The sequence below is a fragment of the Thalassobaculum sp. OXR-137 genome (assembly GCF_034377285.1).
In the GTDB taxonomy this organism is placed as follows: Bacteria; Pseudomonadota; Alphaproteobacteria; order Thalassobaculales; family Thalassobaculaceae; genus Thalassobaculum.
Genome location: NZ_CP139715.1, coordinates 4,362,306 through 4,376,941 on the forward strand (window position 1 = coordinate 4,362,306; position 14,636 = coordinate 4,376,941).

Here is a 14,636-nt window from a genome sequence, read left to right on the forward strand (position 1 = left end):
TGCGATGGCGGAGCGGCGTTCGGAAGGACAGCTTGGCGGGACCGACACAAGGCGTGTCTGCCCGTACCCAAGCTGGAGAAAACCGATGATCCGAACCGCCCTTCTGGCCGCCCTCTTCGCCGCCGTCATCACCACCGCCGGCCTCGCCTCCGACCTGACCCCCGGCACCGTCCTGGGCACGACACCGGAAGCGGCCGCCGCCGCCCTCACCAAGGCGGGCTACACCGTGCAGAAGCAGGAGCGCGAGCACGGCCGCATCGAGATCAAGGCGACCCGCGACGGCAAGCGCTACGAGATCAAGGTGGACGAGACCACCGGTGCCGTAACCGCCATCGAGCTCGACGACTGATGGCCGCCGCCGAACCCATCGCGGCATCGGGTCCCGTCTGGGACCCGATCGTCCGCATCACCCATTGGACCGTGGCCGCCGCCATCGTCATCAACGGCCTGATCGACGAGGGCGGATCGACCCTGCATATCTGGATCGGCTATGGCGCGCTGGCCATGCTGGTTCTGCGCCTGCTCTGGGGATTCATCGGACCGGTGGAGGCGCGCTTCTCCTCCTTCCCGTTCAGCATCTCCGGCGCGGTCGATCACCTGACCAACGTCTTCACCGGCCACCACAAGACCCACCGCTCGCATAATCCGGCGGGCAGCGTCATGGTCTATGCACTCTGGGGCATGCTGACCGTGACTGCCGCGACCGGCGTGATCCTGGAAACCGAGCCTTTCCCGACCGAGCACCGGCAGGAGGTCTCCGTCCAGATCGACAGCCACGAGGACGGGGAGGAGAACGAGTTGGAGGAGATCGTCGAGGAGACCCACGAGATCGCCGCCAACCTGCTGCTGATCCTGGCCGCCCTGCACGTCGCCGGCGTGGCGGTGGAACAGCGGCTTTCCGGCCGGAACTTGGTTCGTGGCATGATACGCGGCCAGTCGACCCGCCGGAGCGCCGAGTGACGCCAGCCGAAGAGATGCATCAACGACCGCCGGACCGCCCGGCGGTCTTGAAGTCCGCCCCGGGGCGGCGGGCCCTGGTGCTCGCCGGCCTGCTGGTGCTGCAGACGCTGTGCACGGTGTTCTTCGTCGCCGACGTGGCCGGCGACCTGCTGCTGGACGGCCCGGACCTGCACACGGTGTTCGAGGCGGCAGTCTCGGCGGCGCTGGGCCTGGGCGTCATCTTCACCGGGCTGGAGATGCGCCGGACGCTGGAGCGCTCGCGCCGGGCCGAAGCGGCGGTTTCCGTCGCCTCCGGTGCCTTCGGGGAGCTGATCGCCGGCTATTTCGAGCGCTGGCGGTTGACCCCGGCCGAATCCGACGTGGCGCTGTTCGCGTTGAAGGGGTTCGACGTCGCGGAGATCGCCGATCTGCGCGGATCGGCGGCCGGGACCGTGCGCGCCCAGCTCACCCGGGTCTACGCCAAGGCCGGCGTGTCGAACCGCGCGCAGCTTCTCGCGGTTTTCACCGACGATCTGCTGGCCGGCGCGCTGCCGGGGCTGGACCGGCGATCCGCCGTCAGTTCGGCGCCCGACGAGGGGCCGGCGTAACGGCCGCCACCTCCTCGATCCGCTCGCATTTGACGGTGACCTCGCCGAGTGTGAACGAGCCGTAGGAGCGCTCGAGCGCACCGCCTCCGACCAGATAGCCCAGCCGCTCGCAGGCTTCTTTGTTTTCCAGCGTGGCCACGTTCGTCCGATAGGCGCAGACGTCACCGTTGAGCGAACACACCACGATCATTGCCAAGTGCCACATGAGGAAAAGCGTGCGCGCACACGGTGCGCACGTCAAGCGCACTTTGTGCGCTTCATGGCGATTTCATTACAGACAGACCGCGATGGTATCCACAAGCCGCCCAGGCGCTCCAGCCGGCAGCTACATCCGGAACAGCAGCTCGACCTTCTTCTTCAGCGCCTCGGGGGAGAAGGGTTTGACGACATAGGCATCGACATCGAGTTCCCGGGCCTGCAGCACCGCATCGGTCTGCTTGCGGCCGGTCAGCATGATGAACTTCAGGGGCTGGTGATACATGCGGACGTAGCGCAGCAGCTCGATGCCGGAGATGGTCGGCATGTTCCAGTCGGAGATCACGAGCTGGAAGGTACCGCGCTGGCTGTCCAGCGCCTTCACCGCCTCGGCGCCGTCGCGGCAGTAGACGATATCGGTGATGCCGGCGAGGCGCAGCGCGCCGCGGGCAAGCTTGCTGGCCATCTCCTCGTCCTCGGCGAGGAGGACCCGCAGGCCCGAAAAATCGCGTCCCAACTCCGTCATGCGGTTCTATCCGTCCTTGCTAAGCGTCTTCGGTGACCGAGACGTGGCGCAGATGGCCGGCCAGCAGCGCCTGTCCTTCCGCGATCAGCGATGGCAGACGATCGCTCGCCGCACCCGCACTGCCGGTATCGCCCGCCTCGGCGTCCCGTTCAATCCCTTCCGCGAGGCGCCACACCGCGCGCAGACCGATCGCCCCGGCCCCGCTCTTGAGCTTGTGTGCGGCATCTGCCCAGGCGGCGCGGTCTCCTGCGGCTCGTGCGGCGGCGATTGCCGCCAGCGCGTCCAGGGCGGTTCCGTCGAAATCCCGCGCCATTTCCCCGGCGAAATCGGGGCCGAGCTGATCGGCCAGCCGGTCGATCAGGATCGGCTCGAAAGGGGCATCGCCGCGCTCCAGAACAGCGGCGGCATCGTCTTCGTCCTCTTCCTCGCCGAAACTATCGAAGAGGTCGTCTCCCTCCTCCGACGCCTCCGCTCCGCCGGTCACGGCAGCCAGAGTGCGGGTCAGGACGCGCGGGTCGATCGGCTTGGGCACGGCGGCGTTCATGCCGGCCTCCAGGCAGGCGCGGATCTCGTGATCCATCGCCCCGGCGGTCGCCGCGACGATCGGCACGGCCGCCGCAGGACCCGCCAGCGCCCGGATCGCCCGCGTGGCCTCCAATCCTCCCATCTGCGGCATGTGCAGGTCCATCAGCACCACGTCGAACCTGCCGTCGCGCACGGCCTCCACCGCCGCCAGGCCGGTTTCCACGATGGTCACGCTGTGCCCGTCGCGACCGAGCAGTCCCCGCGCCACCTGTTGGTTCACGACATTGTCCTCGGCCACCAGGACAGTGAGCCGGCGCAGCGCAATCGGCGCTTCCGCCGCCGCCTCGTCCACCGCCACGCCTTCCGGCAGGTCGATCTCGACCCGGAAGATGGAGCCCTCGCCCACGGCGCTGGTCACCGTCAGGCTGCCGCCCATGCGGCCGACGATCCGTTTGGCGATGGACAGGCCGAGGCCGGTGCCGCCGAATTTGCGGGCGACCGAGGCGTCGGCCTGGGCGAAGTCGCGGAACAATCGCCCCTGGGTCTCGGAATCCATGCCGATGCCGGTATCGATCACCGACAGCACGACGCGCCCGCCCTCCCCGCGCCCCGCGACCAGCCGGACCGAGCCGCTTTCGGTGAACTTCACCGCATTGCCCACAAGATTGAGCAGCACCTGGCGCAGACGGCCCGGATCGCCGACCAGATATCGCGGCACATCCTCGGAAATCTCCGCCGACAGGGTGAGCCCGCGTTCCGAGGCGCGACCCTGCATGAGCGATACCGCCCCCCGAATCACCCGATGCAGGTCGAAATCCACCGCCTCCAGATCGAGGCGGCCGGCCTCCAGCTTCGAATGGTCGAGGATGTCGTTGAGGATCGTCATCAGGCTCTCGCCCGAATCCAGCACCGTTCGGGCGGTGTCGCGGGCGGCCGGATCGAGGTCGCTGTCCATCAGCAGCCGGGTCATGCCGATCACCCCGTTCATCGGGGTGCGGATCTCGTGGGACATGATGGCGAGGAACTCGGACTTGGCCCGCGTGGCGTCCTCGGCCCGGTCCTTGGCCTCCCGCACCTCCGCCATCGCGGTTTTGAACACCGCCAGCGCGGAGGCCATGGCGCCGATCTCGTCGCCGCGGCCGAGATCGGGGACCGCCACTTCGCCCTCGCCGGCGGCCAGCCGGGTCATGGCGTCCTCCATGCGGCCGAGCGGGCGCACGATGGTGCGGGCGAGCAGGAAGGCGATCGCCACGGCAAGCACCAGCACGCCGCCGACGACGCCCATGGTCCACAGCTTGGTCTGTTCGATGAGCCGTTCGGCCTCGAGCCAGAACTTGAATCCGCCGGAGGCAGCCACCTCCACGAGGATCTCCAGGTCCTCCGCGATCTTTTCCGCCGCTTCCGGTGCCGGATCGGCCCGCCACCCAGCCAGTTCCGAACGGATCTGGTCCAGCAGGCCGGGGACGGCCGCGTCGCTGGAGCGCTCCTGCACCACCGCAAGGTCGGAGAGCAGGTCGTCCCAGCGGGTATCCTGATCGGTGTCCGCATCGGCGCGGCGCAGCACGGCGAAATTCACCTGGGCGGAGCGGGCGTGGTTGATCGCCTGCAGCGGCTGGTCGTAGAGCCGCTGGGCCAGATCGCCGAGGGACCAGGTCGCGGTCAGCGCGACGGCAGCCAACGCGGCGGCCGCGACCACCGCGCCGAGGAACGCGCCGACCAGCTTCCAGCGAATGGAGATCCGATCCAGCATCGCGCCTCACCTTTTGCGGGAGGGTAAGGATAGCACGGCAGGGTCAACATGAAGGTTGGGAAGGCTCACCCACCATTCCTTTTCACTTCGCGCCCCGGATTTAATCCGGGACGGGGAGTGAGAGGCAGGGTGTTGGAGCGCGCGCAGGAAGAATGCTGCCAGCGCCCCCGCTCATTCCACCGTAACGGTCAGCTTCATCTTGGGATGGATGCGGCACCGCACGTCCACGACGCCCGGATTGGCGAGCGCCACCCGCGTCGTGCTGCCGGGTTCCTGGACCCCGATGTTGAAGCTGTTGCCGGGGGTCTCGGAATAGACGTTGTGGTCGTACACGTCGCTGTTGACGAAGGCGATTGCGTCGCCCGCCTGAACCGTCATCTCGAACGTCATCGCGCTGGACCAGAAGTCTTTGCCCTTCTGGACCACGGTATGGGTCGTGGCTGCCCAGGCGGCCCCGATCCCGATCACGGAACCGAGCGCCACCGCACAGCACGTTGCGATCATCCTGCCCTGCATGCCGAACCTCGCCGAATATGTTCCCCACGCCCAGTCTAATGCACGATTGGCGTGTGCATGTCAGTATTGGTTCATGAACTCGCGCAGGCGTGAACGCGTGTCAGCCGTCGAGCTTCTTGCGCAGGAGATCGTTGACCATGCCCGGGTTCGCCTTGCCCTGGCTCTTCTTCATGGTCTGGCCGACGAAGAAACCGAACAGCTTGTCCTTGCCGCTGCGATACTGCTCGACCTTGTCGGCGTTCTCCGCCAGGACCTCGTCGATGATGCCCTCGATCGCGCCGGTGTCGGAGACCTGCTTCAGGCCCTTCTCCTCGACGATCTCGCCGGCCGACTTGCCGGTCTCGAACATCTCGGCGAAGACCTCCTTGGCGATGCGGCCGGAGATCGTGCCGTCGCCGATCAGGTCGACCAGTCCGCCGAGCGCATCGGCCGAGACCGGGCTGTCGGACAGATCCTTGCCGGTCTTGTTCAGCGCACCGAACAGCTCGGAGATGAGCCAGTTGGCGGCGATCTTCGGGTCACGGCCCTTGGCCAGCCGCTCGTACCAGTCGGCGGTCGCCCGCTCCTCCACCAGGATCGCGGCGTCGTAGGACGACAGGCCGAACTCGGACATGAACCGCGCCTTCTTCACGTCCGGCAGTTCCGGCAGGTTGGCGCCGAGCGCGTCCACCCGGGACTGCTCCAGCACCAGCGGCAGCAGGTCCGGATCCGGGAAGTAGCGGTAGTCGTGCGCATCCTCCTTGGAGCGCATGGAGCGGGTCTCGCCGCGACCGGTGTCGAACAGGCGGGTCTCCTGGTCAATCTGGCCGCCGCTTTCCAGAATCTCGATCTGGCGCCGCGCTTCGTACTCGATCGCCTGATGGATGAAGCGCACCGAGTTCATGTTCTTGATCTCGCAGCGCGTGCCCAGCGGATCGCCCGGCTTGCGCACCGACACGTTAACGTCGGCGCGCAGGGAGCCTTCCTGCATGTTGCCGTCGCAGGTGCCGACATAGCGCAGGATCGAGCGCAGCTTTTTCACGTACAGCCCGGCCTCCTCCGGCGAGGAGAGATCCGGCTTGGAGACGATCTCCATCAGCGCCACACCCGACCGGTTCAGGTCGATATAGGTCTTTTGCGGATGCTGGTCGTGCAGCGACTTGCCGGCGTCCTGCTCCAGGTGCAGCCGTTCGATCCCGATCGACTTGGTGCTGCCGTCGGGCAGATCGAGCAGCAGCTCGCCCTCGCCGACGATCGGGTCCTTGTACTGGCTGATCTGATAGCCCTGCGGCAGATCGGCGTAGAAGTAGTTCTTGCGGTCGAAGACGCTGCGCAGGTTGATCTTGGCCTTCAGCGCCAGACCGGTGCGCACCGCCTGCTCCACGCATTCGCGGTTGATCACCGGCAGCATGCCCGGCATGGCGGCGTCGACCAGGCTGACCTGGGTATTGGCCTCGGACCCGAACGTCGTGGCGGAGCCGGAGAACAGCTTCGCCTTGGAGATCACCTGGGCGTGCACCTCGAGGCCGAGCACGACCTCCCACTCGCCGGTCTCACCCTGGATGCGATACGGTTCGGTCATCGCTCAGCCCTCCCGCACCATGGCCGGCACGGCCTTGAAATCCGCCGCCCGCTCCAGCGCCCGGCCGACCCGGACCACGGACCCCTCGTCGAACATCCGTCCGAGCACCTGTAGCCCCATGGGCAGGCCGCGCTCGGACAGGCCGGCGGGCACGGAGATGCCGGGAAGACCGGCGAGGCTGGCGGGCACGGTGAACACGTCTTGCAGGTACATCTTGACCGGATCGTCCTCGTTCTCGCCGATGGCGAAGGCATCCGACGGCGCCGTCGGCGTCAGGATGGCGTCGACCTTCTCGAAGGCCTGATCGAAGTCGCGGCGCAGCAGGGCGCGGACCTTCTGGGCCTTCAGGTAATAGGCGTCGTAATAGCCGGCGGAGAGCACATAGGTGCCGATCAGCACCCGGCGCTGCACCTCGTCGCCGAAGCCCTCGGCGCGGGTGTTGGCATACATCTCGGCCAGGCTACCGCCATCGACCCGCAGCCCGTAGCGCACGCCGTCATAGCGCGCCAGGTTGGACGAGGCCTCGGCCGGGGCGATGATGTAGTAGGTCGCCAGCGCGTATTTCGTGTGCGGCAGGGAGATGTCGACGATCTCGGCACCCTCGGCCTTCAGCCAGTCGATTCCCTGCTGCCAGACCTTGGAGATCTCCTCCGGCAGGCCGTCGACCTTGTACTCGGCCGGCACGCCGATACGCATGCCCTTCACACCCTGGTTCAGCGCCGCCGACAGGTTCGGCATGGCTTCCGCCGCCGAGGTGGAGTCCTTCGGATCGTGCCCGGCCATCGACTGCAGCAGGATCGACGCGTCTTCGACGGTCCGGGCCATCGGTCCGGCCTGATCAAGCGACGAGGCGAAGGCGACGATTCCCCAGCGCGAGCAGCGGCCGTAGGTCGGCTTCAGCCCGACGATGCCGGAGAAGCTGGCCGGCTGACGGATCGAGCCGCCGGTATCGGTTCCGGTCGCGGCCAGCGCCGCGCGCGCGGCGACGACCGCCGCCGAGCCGCCGGACGACCCGCCCGGCACCCGCTTCTTGTCGGGTTCGTCGGTCGAGCGCCAGGGGTTCTCCACCGGGCCGTAATAGGAGGTGACGTTGGACGAGCCCATGGCAAACTCGTCCAGGTTGGTCTTGCCCAGCAGCACGGCCCCGGCGTTCCACAGGTTCGCGGTCACCGTCGACTCATAGGGCGGGATGAACCCGTCCAGGATGTGGCTGGCCGCCGTGGTCGGCACGCCCTCGGTGCAGAACAGGTCCTTGATGGCGAGCGGAATGCCCTCCAGCGCCCCGCCCTCGCCCTTGGCCAGGCGCGCATCGGCCTGCTCGGCCATCTGCAGCGCCTTGTCCGGCGTGGTGGTGATGTAGGCGTTCAGCCCCGCCGTCGCCTCCATGCGGGCGATATAGGCCTTGGTCAGCTCGGTGCTCGAGATGTCCTTGGCGGCGAGCTTGGCCCGGGCGTCCGCCAGGCTCAGGTCCAACAGATCCGTCATCACTCGACAACCTTCGGCACGACAAAGAAACCATGGGCGGATTCGGGCGCGTTCGCGGTGACCCGGGCCTGATACCCGCCATCGGTGACCGCGTCCTCGCGTTGCGGCAGGGTGTGGCCGGTCACGCTGGCGAGCGGTTCGACGCCGGAGGTATCGACCTCGTCGAGCTGCTCGACGAAGCCGAGAATGGCGTTCAGATCGCCGACCATCGCCTCCAGGCGGTCGTCAGATACCTTGATCCGTGCGAGATTCGCGATTGACGCGACAGTGGCCTTGTCGAGCGACATGGGCTAAGACCGTCCCAGTTATTCTCAGGAGCGCGAAAAACGGCGGATTTCCGCCGTTTGGAAGCGCGGAAGCTAGCACCGCCCATGCCCATCTGCAAGCCCGGCGACCTTGTTCGCCTTCTCGCCCCCGGCGCCCGTCTGATCGGACTCGATTTCGGGTCCAAGACCATCGGCGTCGCGATCTCCGATGCCGCCCTGCGCGTCGCGGCCCCGGTGACCACGATCCGGCGCAAGAAGTTCTCGGCCGATGCCGACGAACTGATCAAGATCGCCGAGAGCCGCGGGGTCGGCGGATTCGTGATCGGTCTGCCGCTCAACATGGACGGCACCGAAGGCCCGCGCTGCCAGTCGACCCGCGACCTCACCGAGGAACTGCTGAAGCGCCACGACCTGCCGAGCATCTTCCAGGACGAGCGCATGAGCAGCCAGGCGGTGGAGCGGGCGATGATCGCCGAGGACCTGAGCCGCAAACGGCGCGGCGAATCGATCGACGCGGCGGCGGCCGCCTATATCCTGCAGTCGGCTCTGGACGCTCTTTGAGCGCCCTCCTCCCCGTCTTCGGTCTGATCGTTCTCGGCGCGGTACTCGGACGCATCGGGCCGTTCGGGGATGACGGCTGGCGGGCGATCGAGCAGCTCACCTACTGGCTGCTGCTGCCCGCCCTGCTGCTGCTGAAGCTCGGCGCCACCGACCTGTCCGACTACACGGTCGGGCCAATGGTGATCGCCATGGCCGGCGCGGTGATCCTCGCAACCGGGGCGCTGCTGGCGATCTACCGGCTGACCGGCATCGACGGCCCCGCCTATACGAGCGTCATCCAGGGCGCGATCCGCCAGAACACCTATATCGGCGTGGCCAGCGTCGGCGCGCTCTACGGCCAGGAGGGCGAGGCCCTGGCGGCGGTCGGCATCGCCGCGGTGATCCCGCTGGTGAACTCCATATCCATCTGGGTGCTGACCCGCATGGCCGGGCGCGACCCGGTGACGGGTCTGCGCGTGCTCTGGGCGATGCTGAAGAACCCGATCTTCGTCGCCTGCATGGCCGGCATCGCGCTGAACGCCACCGGCATCGGCATCCATCCGCTGATCGCCGAGGGGCTCGACAAGCTGGCGGGCGCCGCCCTGGCGCTGGGCCTGCTGGCGGTGGGGGCCGGGCTGCGGTTCGCCGTGCTGAAGCGCGGCTGGCCGGCGCTGCTGCTGTCGAACGCGGTGAAGCTGGTGGCGATCCCGGCCCTGACCCTGGCCCTCGCGGGACCGCTCGGGCTGACCGGGGTGCCGCTGGCGGTGGCGGTGCTGTTCAACGCCCTGCCGAGTTCGGCGTCGTCCTACGTCTTCGCCCGGCAGCTCGGCGGCGACCACGAGCTGATGGCGGCGATCCTGACCACCCAGGTGATCGTGGCGGCGGTGACCCTGCCGGTGTTCCTGGCGGTGGTTTGATCCGCCCTAAAGCACCACGGACACGAGCATGACGACCGTCGCGAAGAAACCGATGGCCCAGGCGACCGTGCGAAGCCAGGCAACCCCGAACCAGTACAGCGGAATATAAACGACCCGCGCGACGATATAGGCGAGCGCGCAGGCTTCCGTCGTCGCAGAGGACATGCCGGCCAAGGTCACCGCCACGGCCGCCGCGGAGAACAGGACCAATCCCTCGATCTGGTTCTGGAAGGCCCGCTGCAGGCGGGCCGCCATGCCGGTGAGCTGACGCGGCTCGTCTCGCGCCGACGCGAGATATCGCGGGCCGAGCTGCAGGTTGGCATAGACGGCCAGCAGCACGAGCTGTCCGGCCGCCAGGAGGCCCGACCAGGCGAGAACCCGGATCTCGAATGGGAATGTCTCCATCTTCTCCTCCAGTCTTCGCCCGGAACGCGCGGCCCCGCACGCCGGTCCCCGCACCGAACCGAGGGGGACCGCTTCATTCTATGAAATGAACCCACATTGCTCCGCACGCAAGGCTGCTCTAACCAGTGGTCTCCGCTGACCGCCGAGGCCGCCCCCATGACCGATACCGCCCCCACCAGTCCCGCCACCCCCATGGCGCTCGACGGCATCCGCGTCGTCGACGCCTCGCGCGTCCTGGCGGCCCCGATCGCGACCCAGACCCTGGGCGATCTCGGGGCGGATGTGATCAAGATCGAACGGCCGGGGGCCGGCGACGACATCCGGCGGTGGGGGCCACCCTTCCTGAAAGACGGCGACGGCAACGACACCACCGAGAGCGCCTATTACCTCGGCACCAACCGCAACAAGCGCTCCATCACCCTCGACTTCACCCAGACTGAGGGTCGTGAGATCCTGCTGAAACTGCTGGAGAGCGCCGACGTCTTCGTCGAGAACTACAAGGTCGGCGACCTGGCCCGCTACGGTCTCGCCTACGACCAGATCAGGGAGCGCTTCCCGCGCCTGGTCTATGCCAGCGTCACCGGCTTCGGGCAGACCGGCCCCTATGCGCCGCGCCCCGGCTACGACCTGCTGGCCCAGGCCATGGGCGGGATCATGAGCGTCACCGGCGACCCCAACGGCCAGCCGACCAAGGTGGGCGTGGCCATCGCCGACATGATGACCGGCATGTACACCACCAGCGCGATCCTGGCCGCCCTGCGCCACCGCGACCTGACCGGCCAGGGGCAGCACATCGACGCCGCCTTGCTCGACACCCAGGTTTCCTGGCTGATGAACCAGGCGATGAACTATCTGGTCGGCGGCGTGGTGCCGGGCCGGCTCGGCAACGCCCATCCCAACGTCGCCCCGTACGAGGTCTTCGCCAGTTCCGACGGCTTCGTCATCCTCGGCTGTGGCGCCGACCGGCAGTTCCAGGCCTTTCTCAATGTCGCCGGCCGCGCCGAACTGGCCGAGGACCCGCGCTTTGTCAGCAACACCACCCGGCTGGCCAATATCGACGCCCTGCGCGCCGAACTGTCGGCGATCTTCGCCACCCGCACCACCGACGACTGGGTCGCGGCTCTTGAAGCGGCCAAGGTGCCCTGCGGTCCGGTGAACACCATCGACCGGGTCTTCGCCGACCCGCAGGTGCAGGCGCGCGGCATGGCCACCACCATCCCCGGCCATGCCCTCACCCCCGACGGCGTGCCGACCGTCGCCTATCCGCTGAAGCTGTCGGAGACCCCGGCCACCTATCGCCGGCCGCCCCCGATTCTCGGCCAACACACCGAGGAGGTGCTGACCGGGGAGCTCGGCCTCGACGCCGCGCTGGTCGCCAAGCTGCGGGATGCAAAGGTGATCTGAGATTCTCCCCTGGCGCGGTTGCCCCGCGGGGCAACGAGGCATATACAGCCCCTTTAATGACCGACGCCCTTTCCCAGCTCGCAACGCCCGCATCCGATGATGACGGCCGCGCGTACCCCCACCGTCACCTGCTCGGCATCGAGGGGCTGACCCGACCGGATATCGACTATCTGCTCGACCGGTCGGAGCGCTTCGTTGACCAGAACCGCCAGCTGGACAAGAAGGGTTCCAGCCTGCGTGGCCGCACGGTGATCAACCTGTTCTTCGAGAACTCCACCCGAACCCGCACCAGCTTCGAGCTGGCCGGAAAGCGGCTCGGCGGCGACGTGATCAACATGTCCGTCGGGACCTCGTCGATCAAGAAAGGCGAGAGCCTGATCGACACGGCGATGACGCTGAACGCCATGCACCCGGATGCCCTGGTGGTCCGCCACTCCGAGTCCGGCGCGGTGCAGCTCCTCTCGGAGAAGGTGAACTGCTCGGTGATCAATGCCGGCGACGGCAGCCACGAGCACCCGACCCAGGCGCTGCTCGACGCGCTGACGATCCGGCGGCGCAAGGGTCGGCTGGAGGGGCTGGAGGTCGCGATCTGCGGCGACGTCGCCCATAGCCGTGTCGCCCGCTCCAACATCCACCTGCTGTCGATCATGGGCGCCCGTGTCCGTCTCGTCGCCCCGCCGACCCTGCTGCCCAGCGGCATCGAGCGGATGGGCGTGGAGATCCATCACGACATGGAGCGCGGCATCGCCGGCTGCGACATCGTCATGATGCTGCGGCTCCAGACCGAGCGGATGCGCGGCTCCTTCGTGCCGTCGGTACGCGAGTATTTCCGGTATTTCGGCCTCGACGTGGACAAGCTCCAGGCGGCCAAGCCGGACGCGCTGATCATGCATCCGGGCCCGATGAACCGCGGGGTGGAGATCGACAGCCTGGTGGCCGACGACATCGACCGCTCGCTGATCCGCGAGCAGGTGGAGATGGGCGTGGCCGTGCGCATGGCGATCCTCGACATCCTCGTCACCAACCAGACCGAACCCTGGGCGAAGAACCAATGAGGGCCACGCTGTTCAAGAATGCCCGCCTGCTGGATCCGGCAAGCGGGCTCGACGCCAGGGGCGCGCTGCTGGTGCGCGACGGCAAGATCGCCGAGGTGGGCCCGCAGGTCTTCGTCGACGCCATCCAGGCCGATGCCGAGGTGATCGACTGCGCCGGCCGCTGCCTGGCGCCGGGTCTGGTCGACATGCGCGTGCAGGTCCGCGAGCCGGGCGACGAGCATATGGAGACCCTGGCCTCGGCCCAGAAGGCGGCGGTCGCCGGCGGCGTGACCACCTTCGCCACCCTGCCGAACACCAATCCGATCATCGACGACGTGTCGCTGCTGGAATTCGTGGAGCGCCGGGCGCTCGAGGTCGGGCTCGCCAACGTCCATCCCTATGCCGCCGCCACCAAGGGACTGCGCGGCGAGGAGATGACCGAGTTCGGCATGCTGGCCGACAGCGGGGCGGTCGCCTTCACCGACGGCGAGCACGCCATCGCAGACGCCCTCGTCATGCGCCGGGCGCTGTCCTATGCCAGCATCTTCAAGCGAACCATCGTCCAGCACCCCGAAGACCCGGCCCTGGCCCGCGAGGGCTCGGCCAACGAGGGCGAGACGGCGACCCGCCTGGGGCTCGCCGGCATCCCGGCTGTTGCCGAGGTGATGATGGTCGAGCGCGACCTGCGGCTGGTGGAGCTCACCGGCGGCAGCTACCACGCCGCCCACCTCTCCACCGGGGCCGCCATCGACGCGATCCGCCAGGCCAAGAAGCGCGGCCTGCCGGTGACCTGCGACACCGCCCCGCCCTATTTCGCGCTGAACGAAGGCGCGGTGATCGACTACCGGACCTTCGCCCGGCTCTCGCCGCCGCTGCGCAGCGAGCAGGACCGGCTGGCGGTGGTGGCCGGCCTGGCGGACGGCACGATCGACGCGATCGCCAGCGACCATTCCCCGCACGACCAGGACAGCAAGCGCGTCCCGTTCTCCCAGGCGCTGCCGGGCGGGGTCGGGCTGGAGACGCTGCTGCCGATCAGCCTGGAGCTGGTGCATACCGAGGCGATGAGCCTGCTGGACCTGCTGCACCGGCTCACGGTGGCGCCGGCGCGCATCCTCGGCCTGCCCTACGGCACCCTGGCGGTCGGCGGCGACGCGGATCTGGTCATCTTCGACCTGAACCGGGCCGGCAAGATCGAGCCGGAGCGTTTCGCGTCCAAATCCCGCAACACCCCGTTCGACGGCCGGCCCGTGGAGGGCCGCGTCTGGCGCACGGTCTATCGCGGAACGACCGTATTTGATGTAGAGGCTGAAGTGCCGCCTCCAACACGACGCAAGGTTTTCGTCGATGCCTGATCCGTTCGGACCCCTCGAGACCACGTGGCCGCTCTATGCCGGCTTCCTCCTCGCCTATCTGGTGGGCTCCATCCCGTTCGGGCTGGTGCTCACCCGCATGGCCGGGCTGGGCGATATCCGGGCGATCGGCTCCCGTAACATCGGGGCCACCAACGTCCTGCGCACCGGCCGCAAGGGTCTTGCCGCCGCCACCCTGCTGCTCGACGGCGGCAAGGGCATCCTGGCGGTCGCGGTCGGCTGGCAGTTCGGAACCGACTTCGCCCTGCTCGCCGCCATCGGCGCCGTGCTCGGACACTGCTTCCCGGTCTGGCTGAAATTCAAAGGCGGCAAGGGTGTGGCCACCGCCATCGGCGTCTGGCTCGCCCTGGTGCCGAATGTGGGCGTGATCGTCTGCGGCCTGTGGCTGGCGATCGCCTTCGTGTTCCGCTATTCCTCGGCCGCAGCACTGGTCGCGATGGCCGTTGCCCCGTTCCTTGCCTGGCACCTGAAGGGAGTCGAATTCGGCATTGCCGGCGGCGTGATCGCCGCGATCATTTGGCTGCGCCATCACCAGAACATCCGCCGCCTGATCAAGGGCGAAGAAAGCAAGATTAGCTTCGGCAAGAAGTGAAAC

Annotated in this window: 17 protein-coding genes; 9 read left to right on the top strand and 8 right to left on the bottom strand. The window is 67.9% G+C overall.

Annotated elements, in window-relative coordinates; all coding sequences use genetic code 11:
• Positions 1-85 precede the first annotated feature (85 nt).
• The 3 genes from T8K17_RS20315 to T8K17_RS20325 are packed head-to-tail and all read left to right on the top strand — an operon-like array spanning position 86 to position 1,547.
• Positions 86-349 carry a PepSY domain-containing protein gene (locus T8K17_RS20315; RefSeq protein ID WP_322331553.1) on the top strand — a complete coding sequence of 88 codons (264 nt, stop codon included), beginning with the start codon at positions 86-88 and terminating at the stop codon, positions 347-349.
• Positions 349-960: a cytochrome b/b6 domain-containing protein gene (locus tag T8K17_RS20320; RefSeq protein WP_322331554.1), complete on the top strand. Its 612-nt coding sequence runs from the start codon at positions 349-351 to the stop codon at positions 958-960. Before T8K17_RS20315 ends, T8K17_RS20320 begins: the two co-directional genes overlap by 1 nt.
• Positions 957-1,547, top strand: coding sequence for a helix-turn-helix transcriptional regulator (locus T8K17_RS20325; protein ID WP_322331555.1), 591 nt, complete (start codon positions 957-959; stop codon positions 1,545-1,547). The genes T8K17_RS20320 and T8K17_RS20325 overlap by 4 nt, the downstream gene beginning before the upstream one ends.
• Here the strand turns inward: T8K17_RS20325 and T8K17_RS20330 are convergent.
• The 7 genes from T8K17_RS20330 to gatC all read right to left on the bottom strand — a co-directional run bounded on the left by T8K17_RS20330 (position 1,516) and on the right by gatC (position 8,392).
• Complete coding sequence (locus T8K17_RS20330; RefSeq protein WP_322331556.1) at positions 1,516-1,737, bottom strand: hypothetical protein; 222 nt, start codon at positions 1,735-1,737, stop codon at positions 1,516-1,518. The two genes, T8K17_RS20325 and T8K17_RS20330, sit on opposite strands and share 32 nt — an antisense overlap.
• Positions 1,738-1,872: 135 nt before the next feature.
• A complete protein-coding gene (locus T8K17_RS20335; protein WP_322331557.1) occupies positions 1,873-2,268 on the bottom strand; it encodes a response regulator in 396 nt (131 codons plus the stop codon).
• A gap of 19 nt (positions 2,269-2,287) precedes the next feature.
• Complete coding sequence (locus T8K17_RS20340; protein ID WP_322331558.1) at positions 2,288-4,543, bottom strand: ATP-binding protein; 2,256 nt, start codon at positions 4,541-4,543, stop codon at positions 2,288-2,290.
• A gap of 171 nt (positions 4,544-4,714) precedes the next feature.
• Complete coding sequence (locus T8K17_RS20345; protein WP_322331559.1) at positions 4,715-5,059, bottom strand: cupredoxin domain-containing protein; 345 nt, start codon at positions 5,057-5,059, stop codon at positions 4,715-4,717.
• 100 nt (positions 5,060-5,159) lie between these two features.
• Positions 5,160-6,620, bottom strand: coding sequence for an Asp-tRNA(Asn)/Glu-tRNA(Gln) amidotransferase subunit GatB (gene gatB, locus T8K17_RS20350; protein ID WP_322331560.1), 1,461 nt, complete (start codon positions 6,618-6,620; stop codon positions 5,160-5,162).
• A gap of 3 nt (positions 6,621-6,623) precedes the next feature.
• The gene (gene gatA / locus T8K17_RS20355) at positions 6,624-8,105 is read right to left on the bottom strand and encodes an Asp-tRNA(Asn)/Glu-tRNA(Gln) amidotransferase subunit GatA (protein ID WP_322331561.1); all 1,482 of its coding nucleotides are present in this window, start codon (positions 8,103-8,105) and stop codon (positions 6,624-6,626) included.
• Positions 8,105-8,392: an Asp-tRNA(Asn)/Glu-tRNA(Gln) amidotransferase subunit GatC gene (gatC, locus tag T8K17_RS20360; protein ID WP_322331562.1), complete on the bottom strand. Its 288-nt coding sequence runs from the start codon at positions 8,390-8,392 to the stop codon at positions 8,105-8,107. The genes gatA and gatC overlap by 1 nt, the downstream gene beginning before the upstream one ends.
• An 84-nt stretch (positions 8,393-8,476) precedes the next feature.
• Here gatC and ruvX point away from each other — a divergent pair, with 84 nt between their 5' ends.
• Positions 8,477-8,932 carry a Holliday junction resolvase RuvX gene (ruvX, locus tag T8K17_RS20365; protein WP_322331563.1) on the top strand — a complete coding sequence of 152 codons (456 nt, stop codon included), beginning with the start codon at positions 8,477-8,479 and terminating at the stop codon, positions 8,930-8,932.
• Positions 8,929-9,828: an AEC family transporter gene (locus tag T8K17_RS20370; RefSeq protein WP_322331564.1), complete on the top strand. Its 900-nt coding sequence runs from the start codon at positions 8,929-8,931 to the stop codon at positions 9,826-9,828. The genes ruvX and T8K17_RS20370 overlap by 4 nt, the downstream gene beginning before the upstream one ends.
• Positions 9,829-9,834: 6 nt before the next feature.
• Here T8K17_RS20370 and T8K17_RS20375 read toward each other — a convergent pair whose 3' ends face one another.
• A complete protein-coding gene (locus T8K17_RS20375) occupies positions 9,835-10,233 on the bottom strand; it encodes an MAPEG family protein (protein WP_322331565.1) in 399 nt (132 codons plus the stop codon).
• Positions 10,234-10,389: 156 nt separating this feature from the next.
• Between T8K17_RS20375 and T8K17_RS20380 the strand changes: the two genes are divergently transcribed.
• From T8K17_RS20380 to plsY, 4 genes are read left to right on the top strand one after another with little or no spacing between them, the layout of a single operon-like run.
• Positions 10,390-11,637: a CaiB/BaiF CoA-transferase family protein gene (locus T8K17_RS20380; protein WP_322331566.1), complete on the top strand. Its 1,248-nt coding sequence runs from the start codon at positions 10,390-10,392 to the stop codon at positions 11,635-11,637.
• A gap of 56 nt (positions 11,638-11,693) precedes the next feature.
• Positions 11,694-12,692, top strand: coding sequence for an aspartate carbamoyltransferase catalytic subunit (locus tag T8K17_RS20385; protein WP_322331567.1), 999 nt, complete (start codon positions 11,694-11,696; stop codon positions 12,690-12,692).
• On the top strand, positions 12,689-14,023 hold the full coding sequence (locus T8K17_RS20390) for a dihydroorotase (RefSeq protein WP_322331568.1): 1,335 nt from the start codon (positions 12,689-12,691) through the stop codon (positions 14,021-14,023). Before T8K17_RS20385 ends, T8K17_RS20390 begins: the two co-directional genes overlap by 4 nt.
• Positions 14,016-14,633, top strand: a complete 618-nt coding sequence (gene plsY / locus T8K17_RS20395) for a glycerol-3-phosphate 1-O-acyltransferase PlsY (protein ID WP_322331569.1) — start codon at positions 14,016-14,018, stop codon at positions 14,631-14,633. The genes T8K17_RS20390 and plsY overlap by 8 nt, the downstream gene beginning before the upstream one ends.
• The last annotated feature ends 3 nt before the right edge of the window (positions 14,634-14,636 follow it).

Bases quoted from the DNA above. Each gene is read 5' to 3' on its own strand.
- T8K17_RS20380 (WP_322331566.1), top strand. From the start codon at position 10,390: ATGACCGATACCGCCCCCACCAGTCCCGCCACCCCCATGGCGCTCGAC.
- T8K17_RS20330 (WP_322331556.1), bottom strand. From the start codon at position 1,737: ATGATCGTGGTGTGTTCGCTCAACGGTGACGTCTGCGCCTATCGGACG.
- plsY (WP_322331569.1), top strand. From the start codon at position 14,016: ATGCCTGATCCGTTCGGACCCCTCGAGACCACGTGGCCGCTCTATGCC.
- T8K17_RS20340 (WP_322331558.1), bottom strand. From the start codon at position 4,543: ATGCTGGATCGGATCTCCATTCGCTGGAAGCTGGTCGGCGCGTTCCTC.
- ruvX (WP_322331563.1), top strand. From the start codon at position 8,477: ATGCCCATCTGCAAGCCCGGCGACCTTGTTCGCCTTCTCGCCCCCGGC.
- T8K17_RS20385 (WP_322331567.1), top strand. From the start codon at position 11,694: ATGACCGACGCCCTTTCCCAGCTCGCAACGCCCGCATCCGATGATGAC.
- T8K17_RS20390 (WP_322331568.1), top strand. From the start codon at position 12,689: ATGAGGGCCACGCTGTTCAAGAATGCCCGCCTGCTGGATCCGGCAAGC.
- gatC (WP_322331562.1), bottom strand. From the start codon at position 8,392: ATGTCGCTCGACAAGGCCACTGTCGCGTCAATCGCGAATCTCGCACGG.
- T8K17_RS20315 (WP_322331553.1), top strand. From the start codon at position 86: ATGATCCGAACCGCCCTTCTGGCCGCCCTCTTCGCCGCCGTCATCACC.
- T8K17_RS20320 (WP_322331554.1), top strand. From the start codon at position 349: ATGGCCGCCGCCGAACCCATCGCGGCATCGGGTCCCGTCTGGGACCCG.
- gatA (WP_322331561.1), bottom strand. From the start codon at position 8,105: ATGACGGATCTGTTGGACCTGAGCCTGGCGGACGCCCGGGCCAAGCTC.
- T8K17_RS20345 (WP_322331559.1), bottom strand. From the start codon at position 5,059: ATGCAGGGCAGGATGATCGCAACGTGCTGTGCGGTGGCGCTCGGTTCC.
- gatB (WP_322331560.1), bottom strand. From the start codon at position 6,620: ATGACCGAACCGTATCGCATCCAGGGTGAGACCGGCGAGTGGGAGGTC.
- T8K17_RS20335 (WP_322331557.1), bottom strand. From the start codon at position 2,268: ATGACGGAGTTGGGACGCGATTTTTCGGGCCTGCGGGTCCTCCTCGCC.
- T8K17_RS20375 (WP_322331565.1), bottom strand. From the start codon at position 10,233: ATGGAGACATTCCCATTCGAGATCCGGGTTCTCGCCTGGTCGGGCCTC.